At 39.1% G+C, this 18,864-nt stretch carries 13 protein-coding genes; 8 read left to right on the top strand and 5 right to left on the bottom strand.

From position 1 onward, the window contains the following. The first annotated feature begins 355 nt into the window (after window positions 1-355). The 6 genes from P20311_RS06325 to P20311_RS06300 all read left to right on the top strand — a co-directional run bounded on the left by P20311_RS06325 (window position 356) and on the right by P20311_RS06300 (window position 11,565). Entirely contained in the window at window positions 356-1,594 is a 1,239-nt protein-coding gene (locus tag P20311_RS06325) for an AAA family ATPase (RefSeq protein ID WP_008110834.1), read from the top strand. Window positions 1,595-1,609: 15 nt separating this feature from the next. Continuing rightward, complete coding sequence (locus P20311_RS06320) at window positions 1,610-2,572, top strand: ParB N-terminal domain-containing protein (protein WP_008110833.1); 963 nt, start codon at window positions 1,610-1,612, stop codon at window positions 2,570-2,572. Window positions 2,573-2,987: 415 nt separating this feature from the next. After that, window positions 2,988-6,134 (top strand): DEAD/DEAH box helicase, encoded by a 3,147-nt coding sequence (locus P20311_RS06315; protein ID WP_008110832.1) that lies wholly within the window; start codon window positions 2,988-2,990, stop codon window positions 6,132-6,134. 581 nt (window positions 6,135-6,715) lie between these two features. After that, window positions 6,716-8,185 carry a DNA recombination protein RmuC gene (rmuC, locus tag P20311_RS06310; protein ID WP_008110829.1) on the top strand — a complete coding sequence of 490 codons (1,470 nt, stop codon included), beginning with the start codon at window positions 6,716-6,718 and terminating at the stop codon, window positions 8,183-8,185. 104 nt (window positions 8,186-8,289) lie between these two features. Continuing rightward, window positions 8,290-9,087: a class III extradiol ring-cleavage dioxygenase gene (locus P20311_RS06305; RefSeq protein ID WP_008110828.1), complete on the top strand. Its 798-nt coding sequence runs from the start codon at window positions 8,290-8,292 to the stop codon at window positions 9,085-9,087. A 141-nt stretch (window positions 9,088-9,228) separates the two neighbouring features. Then, window positions 9,229-11,565, top strand: coding sequence for a S9 family peptidase (locus P20311_RS06300; protein ID WP_008110827.1), 2,337 nt, complete (start codon window positions 9,229-9,231; stop codon window positions 11,563-11,565). A 167-nt stretch (window positions 11,566-11,732) separates the two neighbouring features. Here the strand turns inward: P20311_RS06300 and P20311_RS06295 are convergent, their stop codons facing one another. From P20311_RS06295 to P20311_RS06280, 4 genes are all read right to left on the bottom strand, one after another. After that, window positions 11,733-12,707 (bottom strand): carboxylesterase, encoded by a 975-nt coding sequence (locus P20311_RS06295; RefSeq protein ID WP_008110826.1) that lies wholly within the window; start codon window positions 12,705-12,707, stop codon window positions 11,733-11,735. A gap of 441 nt (window positions 12,708-13,148) precedes the next feature. Beyond that, window positions 13,149-14,417 carry a HipA domain-containing protein gene (locus tag P20311_RS06290; protein ID WP_008110825.1) on the bottom strand — a complete coding sequence of 423 codons (1,269 nt, stop codon included), beginning with the start codon at window positions 14,415-14,417 and terminating at the stop codon, window positions 13,149-13,151. After that, window positions 14,410-14,628 carry a helix-turn-helix transcriptional regulator gene (locus P20311_RS06285; protein ID WP_008110824.1) on the bottom strand — a complete coding sequence of 73 codons (219 nt, stop codon included), beginning with the start codon at window positions 14,626-14,628 and terminating at the stop codon, window positions 14,410-14,412. The genes P20311_RS06290 and P20311_RS06285 overlap by 8 nt, the downstream gene beginning before the upstream one ends. A 489-nt stretch (window positions 14,629-15,117) precedes the next feature. Next, window positions 15,118-15,429 carry a hypothetical protein gene (locus P20311_RS06280; RefSeq protein ID WP_008110823.1) on the bottom strand — a complete coding sequence of 104 codons (312 nt, stop codon included), beginning with the start codon at window positions 15,427-15,429 and terminating at the stop codon, window positions 15,118-15,120. A 109-nt stretch (window positions 15,430-15,538) separates the two neighbouring features. Here P20311_RS06280 and nhaR point away from each other — a divergent pair, with 109 nt between their 5' ends. Beyond that, a complete protein-coding gene (nhaR, locus tag P20311_RS06275; protein ID WP_008110821.1) occupies window positions 15,539-16,432 on the top strand; it encodes a transcriptional activator NhaR in 894 nt (297 codons plus the stop codon). 161 nt (window positions 16,433-16,593) lie between these two features. Here nhaR and P20311_RS06270 read toward each other — a convergent pair whose 3' ends face one another. Continuing rightward, window positions 16,594-17,403, bottom strand: a complete 810-nt coding sequence (locus P20311_RS06270) for a sulfite exporter TauE/SafE family protein (RefSeq protein ID WP_008110819.1) — start codon at window positions 17,401-17,403, stop codon at window positions 16,594-16,596. A 463-nt stretch (window positions 17,404-17,866) separates the two neighbouring features. Between P20311_RS06270 and P20311_RS06265 the strand changes: the two genes are divergently transcribed. Next, window positions 17,867-18,841 carry a DUF1852 domain-containing protein gene (locus P20311_RS06265; RefSeq protein ID WP_008110817.1) on the top strand — a complete coding sequence of 325 codons (975 nt, stop codon included), beginning with the start codon at window positions 17,867-17,869 and terminating at the stop codon, window positions 18,839-18,841. The last annotated feature ends 23 nt before the right edge of the window (window positions 18,842-18,864 follow it).

Below are 18,864 nucleotides of genomic sequence, written 5' to 3'. Positions count from 1 at the left end.
TACTTTTGTGAGTAACTCAGTGCTTAACCTGTGCGTAACTAAGCTGCTAAATATTTGCTTAGTATAAAGGTGATCTGCCAGTAGTTAAGGATCTGATCTTAACCACGTACAATGCTGATCCACTTTTTTAAGCATTATTTATATAAATCATGTAGTTAATTGCTAATTTTAAGCCCTTAGCCTTTAATACCTTATATATTTAACCATACTTAAACTTCTTTATTTATACTAAGCAATATTAAAGGCGTAAAATTATTTTAGATGTCATGTATTTAAAACACATGTCGTCTTAAATAGTTGTTTACAGCTAATTGAATGGACATTATACTAAACGCCTAACTTTGAGGAATAAAGTATGTCTATCAACAATAATGCGCTAGATACCTATCGACTTTTGAAAGCAACCGCAGAAGTTGCTGAAAAATCACTAGAAGGACGTATTCAACATTACCGCGCCCATCTTAAATCTGAAGAAAAAGAATTAAGAACCTACACCCAAAAAGCCGCTGCTGATTTACTTGGTTGTAATAATCGTACCTTAAAAAGACGCCATGACAATGGTGACTTTGACGATTTAAACATAAAACGCGGTGCAAACGGTCATTACGCTTATACGTTGGTTAATATTTTTGCCATGGCCGATATAATGGACATAAAACCCGATCATCGTGCACCAACAGACAAACTCCAAGTTATTGTTATTAATTCACTAAAAGGTGGTTGTGGTAAAACAACGAGCATGGTTAATATTGCTGCAGCACTTGCCACTACTAACATCAAGCGTTACCGCATTGGTATTGTCGATTTAGATCCACAGGGTTCATCATCGAGTTTTTTCCCGTCTTCAGAGCCTGATCCAATTACTGTCGGTGATTTAATGCGTGACTGCATTGATCTTGAAGAAGGTGAAACCTGGCCTGAATTTGTTTCAAACTCTTTTTTACCAACTCATATTCCTAATATCCGTGTTTTACCCTCAGGTATGGATGATTTTTATTTTGAACACGAAACTGCAACTTTGCTTAAAGACACCTCAAACTATGAGCAAACTCGCCATTACCATAAGCTGTTAGAACGTGTTATTGAGCCAGTAAAAGATGAATTTGATATTTTACTAATTGATACAGCGCCTACTCTTAACTTTATGTTTTATAATGCATTAATGGCTTCTACAGCGATGCTTATACCGGTTCATCCTGAAGCGGTAGACTTTGATGCTAATAATAAATATTTAAAACGTTTAGGTGAGATTTATCATACCGTTGCAGCTCTTGGTCACGATGGTTGGGACTTTATGCAATTTTTGGTTACCAATTATGTAAAAGGCAATCACTCACAACGTGACATTGTTAAAGACGTAAGAAGTGCCTTTGGTCGCCAAGTTATGAGTTACCCTATTAATCACAGTTCAGCAATTACCGCGAGTTCATCCTCGTTTAATACCATTTTTGATCAAAAAGCGTCTGATAGTTTAGCGAGTAGAGAATCGTTAATGCGCGCTCAAGAAAATATCAAAGATGTTGTCGATGAACTCGAAATGCTAATTCGTTCAAATTGGCAATCTACACAATCAAAATTAAATACGCCTAAGTAAGGATGTTGACTAAAAATGGCTAAAAAACGTAAAAATGACACCCGCTTAGATCCCTTTGCAACCGCTGTTGGCAGTAGCAGCTTAGACGCTCTTTTAGAGCAAGCCAATGCTGGCGATGTTATTCGTATGCCTGCTCCAAGCGATCCTAACCGCGAAATCACCTTAGTGTGTAAAGTGATTGCACATAACGAGATTGAAAAATCGACTCAGGTTTATGGCAAAAATCGCCGTGTACAAGCGCTTTTAAACGAAAAGTCGGTATCCGATATACTTCCTGCAATTAAAGAAGATGGTCGCAATCAGCACCCTGCCCTACTTTGGGATCAAGGTGATATGAGCCTCGTTCTTGCAGGTTCAAGACGTCGTAAAGCCTGTATTTTGGCTGGTGCAGACTATCTTGTTTTGAGTTCTAGTGATTTTACTGATCAAGATGCCAAAGTGTTAGCGGTTTCTTCCGATCAATACATTGCCCCTAGTCTATGGGAGTTAGGCCAAGCGTATCAGCAAACTCGAGATGAGCTCATTCAACAAGGCAAAAAAGGTTCGTACCGCGAAATTGCCGTTATTGAAGGGGTATCGCACACCGCGATTGCTGATGCTATCAAAGCGTATGAGCAAATATCTGCCGATGTTATAGCCCTTTACCCAACTGCTAATCATGTAGGGAGAGAAGTCGCTAAAAAGCTGATTAACGCAAAGGAGCGAGACGAGGCTGCATTTAACGAGTTAGTTGTTGCACTTGCCAGCAATGATGAAGTTAACGCCTTAGAAGCCGACGACAAGCGCGCTATGTTGATCACTAAATATTTAACCGCAGAGCCTAAAACAGCATTAAAGCGTGAGGCTGTGCTTGAAAACGACTTTATTAGTGTGCAACGCAACCTTAAAAGTGGTGACGTTTCAATAAAAATTAATAATAAAGTGATGACAGACAAGCGCTTAGAGCAACTTACTAAACTATTAAGTGCCTTTAATTAGTTAGTAATATCGTGATCTGTAAAGGGGCTAGGTTAGTTAAATCGTGATCTAGCCCCTTTAATTAGTTAGTAAAAACCTGATCTATCAAGCCATAAAAAAGCAAATAAAGCCCGATAAACCACCAAAGATCGTATTTTTACTAACTAAATCTGTTCTAGTTGATTAATTTACTACCTTGTTAGTAAAAACCTGATCTATTCCTCACTAAATCCCCCTTATAAAGTTAATTGATTGTTTTTATTTTGTAATTTAAATGTGCTTTTTTAGTGGGCAAAATTAAACAGTCGCTATAAACCATTTTTTTACTAACCAATCAGATCCAACCAGTCTATTTTAAAAATAATATTGCTTTAGCTCAGCGCTGATAAGGCATATACTGGAAAAATTGTTTTTAAATTTTAATACTTTGAGTAACATGTCTGCTAACTTATCAAAAAATGATTTAATGGCTATTTTTGAAGAAATTAAAAATGAGCAGGCTACCCAGTTTCCTCTTTCTGAGCGATTCATAAAAAAATTGTTTAAACCCACGGTGTTAGCCAAAGGAAAGTCTTACTACAAGAATGGTCAAATCACCTGGTTAGAACATAATGCCGATTTTTCTGTGGTAGATTCTACGGTACAAGGTGATAAGGGCATCGCCTTTAACCAACGAATTGAGATCAGCAAATTACCAACTGGTTATTCGGTCGATACCCACTGTACCTGTAATGTGAAAACTAAATGCCGCCATTTGGCTGCAATTTTGTTAAAACTAAAAATTGAGCATTCAGGTGAATACGGCGAAGACTATTTTATAAATGATTGGTTTAGCGAACTCAGTGCGCTTAAAAACACCGATCAAGCTCAACCATCGCAAGTGTTACTGTTTGTATTAGACATAGAAAACAACAAAGTATTTTTAACACCTAAAATTGCCAACTACGATAAAAATAATAACTATGCACTAGGTCGCAATTTAACCGAACAACAGCTTAATAGCTTTGTAACTCCTAGCGACCTACTAGAAAGTGACTTTAGATTATATAGCTGGATCCGCTCGCAAAATGCGGTGGGTAATATTGAGCTTAAAGGACAATGGGGTTTTAACGCGCTACAGCAATTACTAGGCACAGAACGATTATTTTTACAGCGTTCGCGAGTACCTATAAAAGCACAACCTGGCTTACCGCTAAATTTTGTTTGGGAAAAACAAAAAGAAGTCACCCAGTTAAAAATTCATCTTGATCAAATTCCTAATTGGGCGTTAATTAAAACCACACCACCTATCTATTTAGATTTAGATAAATATAAGTTAGGCCGTATTCGCACGCCCCTCAGTGCTGATGAAATTGCGCACTTACAAACTATACCGGCGCTGCACGATACAAACTTTGACCGAATTTATAAGCAGCTTGCTGATAACTTTGGTGTAGGTGTTATTCCCCACCCGACTAATACACCAAGCACGCCTGTTAAGTCGTTGAGTAATGCCATACTTAAAGTCAGCATGTCGGGCTCAGTAATGGCTATTTCGTTATCGTTTAAGTATAAAAATAAAAATTACTTAGCAGGTACGGCGCCTGAAAAACTTATAAATAGTGCATTCGAAAACACCGTTACTAATGAGCTGGTTAATTTGGGCTTTGATTTTTGTAAAGGGGGTTTACACAGCGAGTTTATTTTTAGTCAGGAATCGGCTATTCATTTACACTGGTTAGCGCATGAGGTGTTACCAAGCTTTAAGCAACGTAGCTGGCAAGTATCAATGAGTAAGGTGAATGTTGCCGATGCTAAAAGCAAAATCTCTCTGCATGTAAACAGAGCCGCTGGGCATCAAATGCATAGCAAAGTAGTGCTAAACGACACCAAAGTGGCCACCTTATTTAATGTAAATAATAAACTTTATGAATCGTTAAATCGTCAAAGTGAATTGTTTTATTATTACCCTATTGGTCGTCAATTTGGAGTTATAGATAAAGCCGCGTTTAATTTATTAATTGAATTTAAATTGCGATTTGAGTTTATTAAAACGCGCGACGAATTTAATATTCCGCTTTCATACTTACCTGAATTAGTTCAGCACACAGCCATTAATGTAGAGTTACACGACCCGTCACTAGAGCGTTACCTTGATGAACTAAATAACGATTCGCTGTTATCGCCCAATATTGCCATTCATGGCTTACACGATTCTGTGGTACTAAGAGAATACCAACAAGAAGGCGTGGCTTGGCTTAACTTTTTAAAGCGTAATCAGTTAGGTGGTATTTTAGCGGACGATATGGGCTTGGGTAAAACCTTGCAGGTGATTGCCTATTTAGCCAGTTCTTATAATACTCCGCAAGCGGGGCCTACACTTATTGTATGTCCAACAAGCTTAGTAAGTAATTGGAAAAACGAAATTAACAAGTTTGCTAAAAGCTTAAAAGTGACCACTATTTTTGGTGCGCACCGTAATGATTCATTGCAACACTTGGCGCAGGCACAGTGTATATTAACCACCTATCCGTTATTAAAACGTGACATTGCTTATTATTCGCCACTGTATTTTGAAAACATCATTCTGGATGAAGCCCAGTATATTAAAAACGATACGGCACAAGTGTCGCGGTTAGTTAAACGTTTAAATGCCGACTTTAAGCTTTGCCTAAGTGGTACCCCGATTGAAAACAATTTATTTGAATTAAAGTCGTTACTTGATTTTGCCATGCCTTCGTTATTAGGTTCACAGGCGCACTTTAAGCAGCACTTTCAAGGGCCTATTGAACGCGAAAGTAACATTGAACGTGCAGAGCAACTAAAAGCGTTAATTATGCCGTTTATTTTGCGCCGGACTAAAGCCCAAGTTGCTCAAGAGCTGCCGCAAAAAACGGAGCTTGTTAAAGAGTTTGAATTTGAGCCTAAACAAAAAGACATGTACCAAGGCATAACTCACGCGCTTGAAGAAAAACTCATTGATTTATTTGCCGAACAAGGCGTACAAAAAAGTAAACTCGCTTTTTTAGAGGCACTATTAAAACTTCGCCAAATTTGTTGTCATCCTAAGCTGATTGAGCCAGAAACCGACGCAGCCAGTGCTAAGTTAGAATGGTTATCAAGCCATTTACCTTTAATGCTTAGCCTTGGTCGTAAAGTGATTATATTTAGCCAGTTTACCTCTGCGCTTGATTTAATTGCCGAGCGCTTAAATACACTTAATATTAAATTTAGCATGTTAACTGGGCAAACACGTCATCGCGATAAAGTGATAGACGAGTTCACTAGTGGCACTACATCGGTATTTTTAATTAGCTTAAAAGCTGGCGGTACGGGGCTTAATTTAACCCAAGCCGATACCGTTATTCATTTTGATCCGTGGTGGAATCCAGCCGTTGAAAAGCAAGCCACCGATCGTGCTTATCGTATTGGCCAAACTAATCCGGTATTTGTGTATAAATTGATTATGGCTAACTCTATTGAACAAAAGGTGTTTCAAATGCAGCAAGATAAACAAGCTCTAGTTGATGCATTATTTACCGAAAAATCAATGAGTTTTACCCAGTTCGATGAACAACAAATGTTGTCTTTAATTAAAAGTTAAAAATTAACAATAATTTTTTGAACTTATTTGAATTGTGGGCGTCTATTAATACAGCTTGGTTAAATTGCAGTTTCTCCAAGTTTTCATGTTGATATCCCATATAGTAGTTACTAGACATAGTAATGATTAAGCCAGCCAGTTCAACGCTGGCTTTTTTTTGCCTGAATATTTTAAACTATTTTATTTTAAAATATTTTTGAACTAATCAATAATAGCTGGGTCTATTAATATGCTTGTAGTTGATATGTTGTTATACAAGTTTCATGTTGATTTCCCTGTTTGATTACTAAATTAGTAATATTGAGCCAGCTTTATTAGCTGGCTTTTTTTATGCTCTAAATTCAACTTTTTTAAAAATTATTTTGAACTAATTTAATCAGGACGCGTCTACTATTATGCTTGTAGTGATGTGTTGTTATACAAGTTTCATGTTGATTTCCCTGTTTGATTACTGCTTAAGTAATATTGAGCCAGCTTTAATAGCTGGCTTTTTTTATGCGCTTAATTTAGTGCGTTACCCCTACTGCTAAAGAGCGTTATTCGTTATGATGGCATGTCACTAAATTTTAAAAGTTTATTTTATGTTTACTTCGTTTTTATCCCATTTAGATTGGTTAAGTGTAAGTGCTGGCGCTATAACAGGCATGGCTATTTGTGGTGTTGTATCAATGCAATTAAGCAAAAAAATAAAGCGCCAAGTAAATGAGCAACAACAACAGTTAATGTTATTACAAAGCCAGCATGAGCAAACACAAAGCCAATATGCCGCATTGGTTGAAGAGCACGATTTATTAGGACTTACACATCAAGAGCAGCGGGATCAGTCTCAGCATTTTAAAACCCGTTTAACTGAACAAGAAAAGCAAAGCCAACTTTATAATCAATATTGGCGTAAAGCCGAAGCCGAGCTAACCGCCCTGCGCGAGCAATACAATCTGCGCGATGTAGAGCTTAATAATATACGCACTACCCTTGAGCAAAAGCAGCAACATTTTAGTGAACAACTCGCTCACATAGAGCAAAGTAAAGAAACGCTTAAAAAAGAATTTGAAAATTTAGCTAACCAAATATTAGAAGAAAAGTCGCAAAAATTTAAAACCCTCAATCAAGAAAGCATAGAGCAGTTACTTAAGCCGGTTCAAGGTGAGCTAAAAGGCTTTAGAGATAAAATGGAGTCTATTCACGTTGAAGACTTACAACAACGTGCTGCACTTAAAACCGAGCTATTACATTTACAAGCCAAAAGCCAAGCAATTACCGAGCAGGCCGATAAGCTAAGCAATGCCTTACAAGGGCAAAAGAAAACCCAAGGTAATTGGGGCGAACTCATGCTTGAAAACGTGCTTGATAGCGCAGGCCTGCGCGCTGGCACCGATTACAAGCGAGAAGTGTCGTTTAATACCGAAGACGGCCGTTTGCGCCCTGATGTTGTGGTGTATTTACCTCAAGGTCGACACTTAGTGATTGATGCAAAAACATCGTTAAATGCCTATACCCGTTATGTAAATGCCGAAACAGAGCTTGAGTCTCAACAAGCGATTAAAGAGCATGTAAATGCCGTAACTGCCCGTATTAATGAGCTAGCTAGTAAGTCGTATGACCGTTTACCAGGAATAAACTCACCGGAAGTTGTTGTGATGTTTGTACCCATAGAATCCGCCTTTGTAGAAGCACTCAAATACCAAAGCGACATTTACCAGCAAGCAATCGAAAAAAACATTTTGGTTGCTACCCCTACTACCCTGCTAACCAGTTTAAATATTGTTAAGCAGTTATGGCGCTTTGAAGAGCAAACTAAATATTCAAAAGAGCTGGCTAATCGTGCTGAGCGTTTTTACAGTAAGCTCAACGGTTTTTTAACCAGTATGGAAGGCGTGGGTAAACAGCTCGATAAAGCCAAAGAAACCTACGATAAAGCATTTTCTCAGTTATACCGGGGTAAAGGTAACTTAATTAAACAAGCCTCAGAATTTAAGGAGCTAGGTGTATCGGTGCAAAAAGAGTTACCTCAAGAAAGCGTTGAACGCGCTCACTTAGAGCTTGATGAATAAACACCGCACATAATATTTGCGCACTGAGGTTGTGCGTTTATGTGGCTAGTTATTTACTAACGGCGCAGGCACTATAATAATATCTGTCCTTTAGGGTTAACCACATGCAACGCCCAACCGTTTTTTTCATTTCACATGGTGGCGGCCCAATGCCATTACTAGGTGATGCCAACCATGCAGAAATGCGAGCCTGCTTAGAACAGGTTGCCGCTAAAATCCCAAAGCCTTCTGCTATCTTAATGGTCAGCGCACATTGGGAAGCTCAACCAATTAGTATAACGGCGCACTCTTCACCGCCGCTTATTTACGATTACTATGGTTTTCCTAAGCAGGCGTATCAATTAACTTACCCTTGTGCTGGCCAGCCGCAACTTGCTAATTTAGTACAGCAAGTGTTCGCAACACGTAATATTGACTCAAAACTCGATCCACAGCGTGGCTACGATCACGGTATGTTTGTGCCGTTAAAAATTATGTACCCAGAGGCCGATATTCCCTGTGTGCAAATATCTTTGCATCCAAGTCTTGATCCGCTGTTGCATGTTGAAATTGGTAAAGCGCTGCAAAGTATTGATTACGAGAACTTATTAATTATAGGCTCAGGCTTTACCTTCCATAATATGCGCGCTTTTGGTGTTACCCAATCAAGCGATGTTAATCAGCAAAATCAGGCATTTGAAAATTGGCTGGTAAGCACAATCGCAGATCAAACATTAACCGAGCAGCAGCGTGAACAGCAATTATTAGCATGGCAGCAAGCTCCAGCTGCACGCTTTAATCACCCCAGAGAAGAGCACTTGTTACCGCTACATGTATGCTATGGCGCTGCTATGTGTTCAAGTACTGAGGTATTTGAATTAAATATTGCCAATAAGCGAGCCAGTATGTATTTGTGGCGATAACACAACTGCTATTAGGTTTGGGTTTAAATCGTTCTTAGCTTCGATAAAGGTGCTGATATTTAGCGTGCTATTTTGTTACAGTAAATGTAATAAGCGCCTTAATCTAGAATGCGCTCTAACCGAAGACTAGGAACAATAACAATGAATCTGATCAAAACATCGGGCTTGGCACTGGCCATTGTTGCAGGCTTAGGCTTGCAAGCATGTTCAAGTACCAGCATAACAACCAACAATAATGCAGCGATGAGTACCGTGAATAATCCATTAAGCCTAGCGCAAATTTATAAAGATAAAGAGTTTAAAACCCAGCGAAGCACTTACTTTAAGTGGCTAGACGATGGTACCGGCTACACTGTGCTTGAAGAGCGCGAAAGCGAAAAAGAAAAAGCAGACGATAACAACGCCGATGACGAAAAAGAGCACGGCGTAAAAGGCAACGACATTGTATTTTACAATGCTGACGGCACAGGCCGTAAAGTACTGGTTGAGTTTGAAAAGCTACTGCCAGAGGGCGCAGACGAGCCATTTGCAATCGAAAGCTATCAGTGGTCAAAAGACGGTAAATGGCTGATGGTATTTACCAACAGTAAGCAAGTTTGGCGCTCTCGCAGCCGCGGGGATTTTTGGTTACTTAACCTTGAGACTAACCAGTTACAGCAATTAGGTGGCTTGGGTGTTGAGCCAACTAAGTTAATGTTTGCTAAGTTCTCGCCAGATAGCTCAAAAGTAGCTTACGTACGCGATAACAATATTTATATGCAAGCGGTTGGTAGTAACGATGTAACCGCGCTTACAACCGATGGTAGCGCCACCATAGTTAACGGTAATTTTGATTGGGTATACGAAGAAGAGTTTACTATTGCCGATGGTTTTCGTTGGAGCCCCGACAACAAATCAATCGCCTATTGGCAGCTTGATACCAGTGACGTTAAATTTTTCACTATGATCAACAACACTGACGAACTGTACCCTACCCTTAAAGAATTCCCTTATCCTAAAGCGGGTGAAACCAACTCTGCCGTGCGTGTTGGTGTGGTAAGCCTTGATGATAAACAAACCCGTTGGGCTGAGCTTGAAGGCGATAACCGCGACCGTTACATTCCGCGTATTAGCTGGGCAGGCACTGGTAATGAATTAATGATTCAAGATTTAAATCGCCCACAAAGCCATAACAAAGTGTGGTTGTTTGATTGGCAAAAGCAGCAACTGACTAAAATTTTAGAAGACAAAGACGATGCGTTTATAGAATGGTTTTATAAAGCCAACTGGTCAAAAGACGGCGAGTTTTTTATTTGGCATAGCGAACGCGACGGTTGGCGTCATCTTTATCGTGTATCGCGCGATGGCAAGACTATTATCGACCTAACCCCTGGCGATTACGACATTATTGATATGCTGAGCATCAATGAAGATAAAAACGTGATGTATTTTATTGCCTCGCCAAACGATCCTGGTCAGCGTTATTTATACAGCACACCGCTTGATGGCAGCAGCAAACCGGTACGGGTAACACCTGCTGAGTTTGAGGGATCAAACAGCTACTACATGTCAAAAGATGCCTCATGGGCAATGCATACTTACTCAAAATTTGGTACGCCACCGACTAAAGAGATCATTAAAGTGAGCGATCATAGTAATGTAAAAACCTTAGTTGAAAATACAAAGCTTAAACAAAAGCTTGCTGAGCAAAGCTTACCAAACCATGAGTTTTTTAAAGTAAATGCGCAAGATCGCACCGAGCTTGACGGCTACATTATGTTCCCAGAGAACATGGATAAAAGTAAAAAATACCCAATTGTATTTTACGTATACGGCGAACCATGGGGCTCAACCGTGCAAGACCGCTGGGAAGGCAACAGTTACCTGTATAAATCACTGTTAACGCAAAAAGGCTTTATTGTGGCATCGGTTGATAACCGTGGTACACGTGCACCAAAAGGCCGCGATTGGCGTAAATCAATCTATAAAAAAATTGGTTCTATCACAGTGCAAGACCAAGTAGACGCCCTAGATGCTATGGCTAAACGTTGGGATGTAATAGACACTGACCGCGTTGGCGTGTGGGGTCATTCAGGCGGCGGTAGCTCAACCCTTAACTTACTGTTCCGCCATGGTGATAAATTTAAAGTAGGCATTGCCTCAGCACCCGTGCCAGACATTCGTTTGTACGACACCATTTATCAAGAGCGTTATGCGGGCAACCCAAACACCGATCCTGAGAGTTACGATAACACCTCGCCGATTACCTTTGCTAAAAACCTAACCGGTAAGCTATTACTTATTCACGGCACAGGCGATGATAACGTGCATTACCAAGGCTCAGAACGCTTAATTGACGAACTCGTTAAGCATAACAAACATTTTGAGTTTTTCTCATACCCTAACCGCTCACACAGCTTACGCGAAGGCAAAGGCACCACTTTGCATTACCATACTATGATGGCTGACTTTTTTGAAAAGCACTTACTAACCAAGTAATCGCTTTAAAAGTAAAATACTAAAGCCGCACACTAATTATTAGTATGCGGCTTTTTTAATCAAAGTGTAATGGGGGTTTACAAAGCGTAAGTTGGATAGAGTGCAACGAAACCCGACAATAATAAAAAATGACTTATACACTCAATGTCATCTAAAATAGCGAAGGCTCACCATGTTATTAGCCATTTTTCAATTTCGATAACATCATCACGATCAAACACCATTAAACTTGAATGAGAGCGAGCATTAAAAGTTATTTTTTTTACTAACTCATTTTGTATAGATGAAAAGTAAGCCGGGGGGGATAGAGAGTCAACATCTGAGTTAATTAACAATACAGGCTTTTTAGTCTCAGTTAATTTAGGCAATAAATTTGTTTCTTGAATGGTTACTCCTGCCTCAAACATTGCCTGGTTAACAATATTATCAATCTCGCTATGAAAAAAATGACTAAGCAAAGGCGATTTATAAGGTAAGTACTCCTTAGCTGCAACGTCAAAACTCATCATTGGGGCAAGTAAAATAGCAGCGTCAACATATTCTGATGATAATAAGTTACTTGCAGTAAGTGCTCCCATAGAATGGCCGACTACAACAGTCTGGTTATTTGTTTGATTTAAAAGTGATTCAGCAAGCAGTTCATTTAAAATGCCGTGCTCTTTTGCTGCAAATACAAATGCTTCAGTTGATTCACCATGGCCAAAAAGATCTGGAATAATAACGTTCATACCAATCGCTCTAAAATAGATAGCTGAGGCCATCATTGCTTCTTTACTGCCCCCATAGCCATGAAGTAATAAAGCAGTGCCTTTAAAACGATTAAATGTATCTGGTGTCATTCTGTGTGAAATTGTATTTTCTACATTATTACCAGTTGCATGAAGGTTGTAATAAACAGAACTCTCTTGCGAAAATTCGGCTGCTTGATAAGGTTCAGCAGTCAGATATGTAATGCATTGAGTGGTACTAAAAGAGCAAAATTTTTGTTTTTCAAAGCCAATGTCGCTAGGTTTTGCTTTTATAAACTGTGCTTCAGAAAGATAGATACCGGGGTTTGACATGGCGTAACTGCCAATTGAAGTACAGCCAGACAAAGAAAATATATAAAGTGTAACTGCTAATAGTTTGGTGAAATTTTCCATTTTTGCTTCATTAGTTAAACTTGAACATCAACACTTTAATTAAGCAGATAACGTCCTATGAGGTGGAGGAGGTTTTAGCCGTTAGTTAGGCATTTTTTATTATTTCAAAGTACCTTAACAGTATCTTCTATCCACCTCAATTTTCTCGAGTAAATAAATCTGTTTGGCATTAGGTAGACACTTGCTTATTAATCAAAACCCAAATTTAGTGCTTTGTTACGACTTTGAGTTACTTTTTTATCTAAGTTTTATGGATTTAGGGGCTGAAATTTAACTCTCTTTTTTAATCAAAATTTAACGGGGGGGTCAAAGGTTTTGTTTGAAGTACAACAGCACCCAACACTAACTATAGGAAGTCCATACTGAATGAAAAGTTATTTATCGAAACAGGCTAAAACGTTGTGTTCATGAGGAACTTTTATTAATCCTCATTTCCTTGTTTTAACTCAGCCGCCCAACCATTTCTTTAACTACTAAAAACTGCACTTGTCTTAACATTCTTAATTCCGCTGCGCGTACATCCGCAGATGGCATATTTACAACTTCTTGGTATAAGTTGCTAAATTCACTCTCTATATTATCTACAAAATAACTTAGTTGCTTTACTGCGGCAGAGTTTGGAATACCGAGCTCTTTTGCAAAAGCGATTACATCTGCTTTAGTAACATCACAAAAACGTTTTTTATCATTGATAGGAACGGATAAGGCTTCTTCTAGAGGGTTACCACCTTCTGGAACATAAATAATGGTGCTTAATAAATCATAAAACGGTGTTATTTGCGCAGATCCGTTTTCGTAATAAAAGCTAATATTTTTTAAATGCGCATCCCCATTCCCGACTAATAAATTATAAATCACCCATTGATATAACTTGATGGCCGTTGCCGCTTTAGGCCGTACGTTATTGAGTATTTTTTGGTATGTTTCAACCGTAGATGCATAATATTTGGAGTGTCTGCTATAACTTAATAATTGGCAACTATCTATAATATGCTTGCGCTCTTGATCAGGATAACTTCCTACACGGTCAAAGCGCTCAACCAAATAGGCTGGCTCGGGTGTATAAATGAGCTGCACATTGGGTACATCTATTCCTAGGCGCTTGGCTAGTTTCATCATAAACCATTCATTGCATGTCGTTTGCCAATATTGGTCTGGCTCAGAATGATCTGGTTTAAGTATATGAGTTGAAGGTGTGCCTTCATTTCCTTCAAATAATTCATCGCCGAGCTTAATAACTAGCATTTTATGCTGCGCGCCAGCAAGTGACATACGGCTACTTTGGCGGATATTTAAAGGTGCTCTGGGTAAGTTTTTAATTCGCCTAGATAGCTCGGCAAAAGGTAACGGTATTGCACTAGGGCTTGGAAAATCGACATGCTCTGGTAATAGCGTTAAAGCACCAGCAGACTCAATGCCGGATGCAGTAAGTAGAGCAAATGAATCCTCGTGATCCACTTTCACTTCTTTTGCCAATAACTCACGTGCATTTTCTTCTGGCAGTAAATTATCAAAAAACTGCTGCACAGGCCGCGTAGTACCAGAATCAAGAATGATTTGATCTTGTAATGGAATGCTGGGAGTTATTGCAAATTTATTAGCTGAGTTAAGCCAATCTTGATCGTATTTAAATGACCAAAAACCATTACTATCTTGTAACTGGCCCATGAGCTGTTTGCCGGCATAAACATCAAGTGATCTATTATTCATGCTCAGCCACCATGTTCTGGATTTGCATTAGTAATTTATTTTTAGCCTTTTCATCATGTTGAGGTATCACCACGTCTATTTTTACTTCTAAGCCTAAAGCTTCCATTAAATCAAACGCGCGGCCAATTGATAAAGAGCCGGTGCCATTTTCAAAATCACTCACTGTATTAATGCTAATGCCGGAGAAATCTCCCGCAGTTTTTTTGGTCAAGCTTTTGACTTTTCCTCACAATGCTTGCCAATTTACCTAATTGTTTTGCTGACTTTATCGTGACTTCCATTACTAATCCAAAATTCACAGTGTTTTGTGAATAATAGTTAAAAAAGTACAAAAAAGCTAATAATTCACAATATTTTGTGAATTATAGCGAAAGTTAACTCAGTAAAGGGTAAATTCACAGTATTTTGTGAATTATTAAATTAATAAACATGAACCTAATAAATTCACAATAAACTATGAATTTAGGTAATTGAAAATTTCACTCTCTTTTTAATCAAAATAGTGCGGGGTTTACAATTGAGGTCAAAGGTTAAAGGAACAAGGTCAAAGAATTTTAGTTACGGTAAGTTGGTTAGAGTGCAACGAAACCCAACAAGGAAATACTGCTCAATGGCAATAATTGAATCTTTTAATACTAAACATGGCTTGGAATTAGAGTCGTATAAAAAAAGTAGCATCCTTGCTACTGCAAGTGCGATATTAAGAGCTTGGTTGCGAAGGTTGATACTTATTAACGAGAATGTGCTGCAAACTTTTAAGTGCCCGCTTTATCGCTTGCAGCATACTTCTTCCTTTTGTATTTACATTAATACTGGGTAGCCCAGGCAAAAGAATATTAATTTTGCATTGCTGCAAAGTGCCGTGGCGCTCACTCGAAAGATCATTTATTTGAATCTCTACTTTACGAATATTTAAAGCATGTTTTGCCAATTGGCTTTTTATCAACTTCAAAAGCGACATCTTTTCACTTGCGTTAATTATCTTGTTTTTAACTGTAAGTTTTAGCTTCATGCAATTACACCTTTTAATAGTAACTATGTTGCAGGCATGACTGTAATCTACTAACTTAGTGGCAAAGGAAAAAGCTGATTATTTCTTACTTTAAAACAGGTATTTTCGAATGATTACCAACATTAACTACAATCACTTATATTATTTTTGGCAGGTAAGTAAGCACGGCAGTATTGCAGCGGCGAGTAAAATACTTAATTTAACGCCGCAAACGGTCAGCTCGCAAATTACTAACTTAGAGCAACGATTAGGAAAACCACTGTTTGTTCGCCAAGGGCGAGGCCTACAGTTAACGGAGTTTGGCCAAGTAACTCAGCAGTACACTAATGATATGTTTGCTATTGCTCACGAATGGCTAGAAACCACGCAAGGTGATACCACGCAATATTCACGAACGTTAAAGGTGGGTATTTCAGACGTGTTACCCAAATCACTGGTGTCGAAGTGGCTAGCGCCTTTAATTAATAACGACCGTATTACAAACTTACACTGTATTGACGGCCAACAAGATGAGCTGCTTGCACAAATGGCGATTCATAAGCTCGACTTAGTGTTAGCCGATAAACCACTCGATACTACTTTGCCATTTAAGGCGTTTTGTCATGAAATAGGTAAAAGCCAAATCGCTCTTTTTGGTAACGAAACATGGCATTCGCAGTTACATAAGCAGTTTCCGCAGTCTTTAAACAATAAGCCTCTAGTGCTCCCCGCAAAAGAAAGCCCCGTCGCGCGGGCTATTTATTATTGGCTGCAAGAGCAACAGATTGAAATGACAATAGCTGGCCATGTTGACGACAGCGCATTAATGAAGTCGTTAGGTGAGCAAGGGTTTGGCATATTCCCTGCGCCTATTTTGGTAAGAGCCGAAGTAGAGCGCCATTACGGCGTAAATTACATTGGTACAATCGATAATGTTTATCAGCATTATTATGCCTTTACGCCCGACAGGCTCATTAAAGACAGTATTTATGATGAATTTATAAAGCACGCTCAAATGACGTAGGTTTTAGTTAATCGCCTTAAGGTTAACGGGCGTCGGGGGGCGGGTTGCGGGGGCTAAAAGCTATTATTTAACCTCGACGCGGGGTGAACCCGCTGCTACTAGTAGCTAATACGGTAGCAGCGGCTTTATGCCGCGTCTTTTTAAGGCTCATATAAATGCTCTTATCGAGTAAACATATTGATTGCCATTATTATTAATAAGCCGGCAAATATTTTCTTTATGGTTGAAACCGGTAAGTAGTGTGTAGCTTTAGCACCGAGCGGCGCAGTAAACCATGAGGTGCATACAATACCCAATAAAGCGGGCAAATATACAAAGCCTGCAAATCCTTCTTTTAGGCTAAATAACTGGCTGCCTGAGCTGATATAACCCATTGAACCAAACAGTGCTATCACAATGCCTGAGGCCGAGGCGCAGCCTATGGCTTTTTTCATATCAACAGAAAAAAACGTTAGTAGCGGCACTAATACTGCCCCGCCGCCAATGCCAATCATGGCAGACAAGCCACCGGTTATGGTCGTATAAACGCTTAGCAACCCTTTGTTTGGTAACGGGCGCGCTATTGCTGAGTCATTCTTACCTGAAAAAATCATTTTTAGTGCAATTAGCACCACGCTTACAGCAAATACTAAACGCACCACATGCTCAGGTAACAGCGCAGCCAAAAAGCCACTAATAAGCGCACCAAAGGCAACGCCTGCCATCACCCAAGGCGCAATATCCCAGGGTACATTGCCATTTTTATGATGCGCAATAGCCGACGAGGTCGAGGTAAATAAAATAGAGGCCAGCGAGGTCGCAATGGCAACTACCACTACTTGTTCAGGTGGCAAAGCATTAAAGTGCAGTAATATCATGCTGAGTATGGGTACAATAACCAGCCCGCCCCCTATTCCTAATAAGCCTGCTAAAAAACCAACACCGCTACCTAATATGGCGCAGTATATAATTAACACTATTAAATCACTCATTCCTTTTGTCTCTTCTTATGTTAGGGGTTGTTATGCTCTGTGGCGGTGAGTTGCGTGTAAAAAACGTTTAATCAAACAGCTAAGCTCACCAAGGTTTATTCGAGTATATCAACAACCGTTTATGCAAATGGCATTTTAAGTACTTATAAGTATTGAATAATACTCACGTTTTGTATGAATAAATCACAACACCCGTGAAAACATCTAGAAATCTAGATTTCTAAAGCGGTTTTTGTGAGAGGGTCATAGGTAATTAGCTGAATTTACCCATTCAACTTTGTTAAAGAATGAATCTGGCTCATGTTTTACCTGAAATAATACCGTTTTTCTTCATGCTACATAGCGCGTATAAATTTATTAACTCTGCAAAGCACCATTACAGTTATCCCGTTAGTTTGGTTTTAACAGCGAGTAATGTGTCATTCATAAAAGCAGTAACAACTCAAATTGAAAGGATACGGCTATGAGCACTGATCTTACATTTACTATTAAAAGCACTAACTTGGATGAAAACTACCATCCGTCAAATAACACACGAATTACGACCAATTTCGCTAATTTAGCTAGGGGTGAAAGCCGCCAACAAAACCTGCGTAATACCCTAAAAATGATCAACAATCGTTTTAATGCACTGGCCAGTTGGGATAACCCACAAGGGGATCGTTACGAGATTGAGCTCGAGATCATTTCGGTTGATTTAGATATTACTAGCAGTGGCCAGGCATTTCCGTCAATTGAGGTATTAAAAACCAATATTATTGACCGCCAAACCAACGAGCGAATAGAAGGCATGGTGGGTAATAACTTTTCATCGTATGTGCGCGACTACGACTTTAGCGTGTTATTGCTTGAGCATAACAAAAGCAAACCGCAATTTAGCATTCCCGATAACTTTGGTGACTTACACGGCAAGTTGTTTAAATGCTTTGTAAACTCAAATACCTATAAACAGCACTTTAAAAAGCCACCGGTTATTTGTTTAAGCGTGTCTGATAACAAAACCTATCAGCAAACCGAAAATCTACACCCTATCTTGGGCGTAGAGTATCAGCCTAATGAGTCGTCGTTAACAGAGCAATACTTTAAAAAAATGGGCTTACAAGTGCGCTACTTTATGCCACCAAACAGCGTTGCACCGTTAGCGTTTTACTTTTTTGGTGACCTACTTAACGACTACAGCAACCTTGAACTAATTAGCACTATTAGCACCATGGAAACGTTTCAAAAAATTTATCGTCCAGAAATTTATAACGCTAATGCCGCCGCAGGTAGTCGTTATAAACCGAATTTAAAAAATGACGACCATTCGTTAACGCAAATTGTGTATGACCGCGCAGAACGAGGTCAATTAGCGGTTGAGCAAGGCAAATTCACCGAGCAGCATTTTATTAAGCCTTATCAGTCAGTGCTGCAGCAGTTCTCGGCAAGTATCGCTTAATCACACAACAAAATTAAAGGCAG

Origin of the sequence: Pseudoalteromonas sp. BSi20311 (genome assembly GCF_000239875.1) — a bacterium.
In the GTDB taxonomy this organism is placed as follows: domain Bacteria; phylum Pseudomonadota; class Gammaproteobacteria; order Enterobacterales; family Alteromonadaceae; genus Pseudoalteromonas.
This window is presented reverse-complemented; position numbering and strand designations above follow the sequence as displayed.

Coding starts and splice junctions, on each gene's coding strand:
- P20311_RS06265 (WP_008110817.1), top strand. CDS start 17,867: ATGAGCACTGATCTTACATTTACTATTAAAAGCACTAACTTGGATGAA.
- P20311_RS06280 (WP_008110823.1), bottom strand. CDS start 15,429: ATGAAGCTAAAACTTACAGTTAAAAACAAGATAATTAACGCAAGTGAA.
- P20311_RS06315 (WP_008110832.1), top strand. CDS start 2,988: ATGTCTGCTAACTTATCAAAAAATGATTTAATGGCTATTTTTGAAGAA.
- P20311_RS06305 (WP_008110828.1), top strand. CDS start 8,290: ATGCAACGCCCAACCGTTTTTTTCATTTCACATGGTGGCGGCCCAATG.
- P20311_RS06295 (WP_008110826.1), bottom strand. CDS start 12,707: ATGGAAAATTTCACCAAACTATTAGCAGTTACACTTTATATATTTTCT.
- P20311_RS06270 (WP_008110819.1), bottom strand. CDS start 17,403: ATGAGTGATTTAATAGTGTTAATTATATACTGCGCCATATTAGGTAGC.
- P20311_RS06290 (WP_008110825.1), bottom strand. CDS start 14,417: ATGAATAATAGATCACTTGATGTTTATGCCGGCAAACAGCTCATGGGC.
- P20311_RS06320 (WP_008110833.1), top strand. CDS start 1,610: ATGGCTAAAAAACGTAAAAATGACACCCGCTTAGATCCCTTTGCAACC.
- rmuC (WP_008110829.1), top strand. CDS start 6,716: ATGTTTACTTCGTTTTTATCCCATTTAGATTGGTTAAGTGTAAGTGCT.
- P20311_RS06325 (WP_008110834.1), top strand. CDS start 356: ATGTCTATCAACAATAATGCGCTAGATACCTATCGACTTTTGAAAGCA.
- P20311_RS06300 (WP_008110827.1), top strand. CDS start 9,229: ATGAATCTGATCAAAACATCGGGCTTGGCACTGGCCATTGTTGCAGGC.
- nhaR (WP_008110821.1), top strand. CDS start 15,539: ATGATTACCAACATTAACTACAATCACTTATATTATTTTTGGCAGGTA.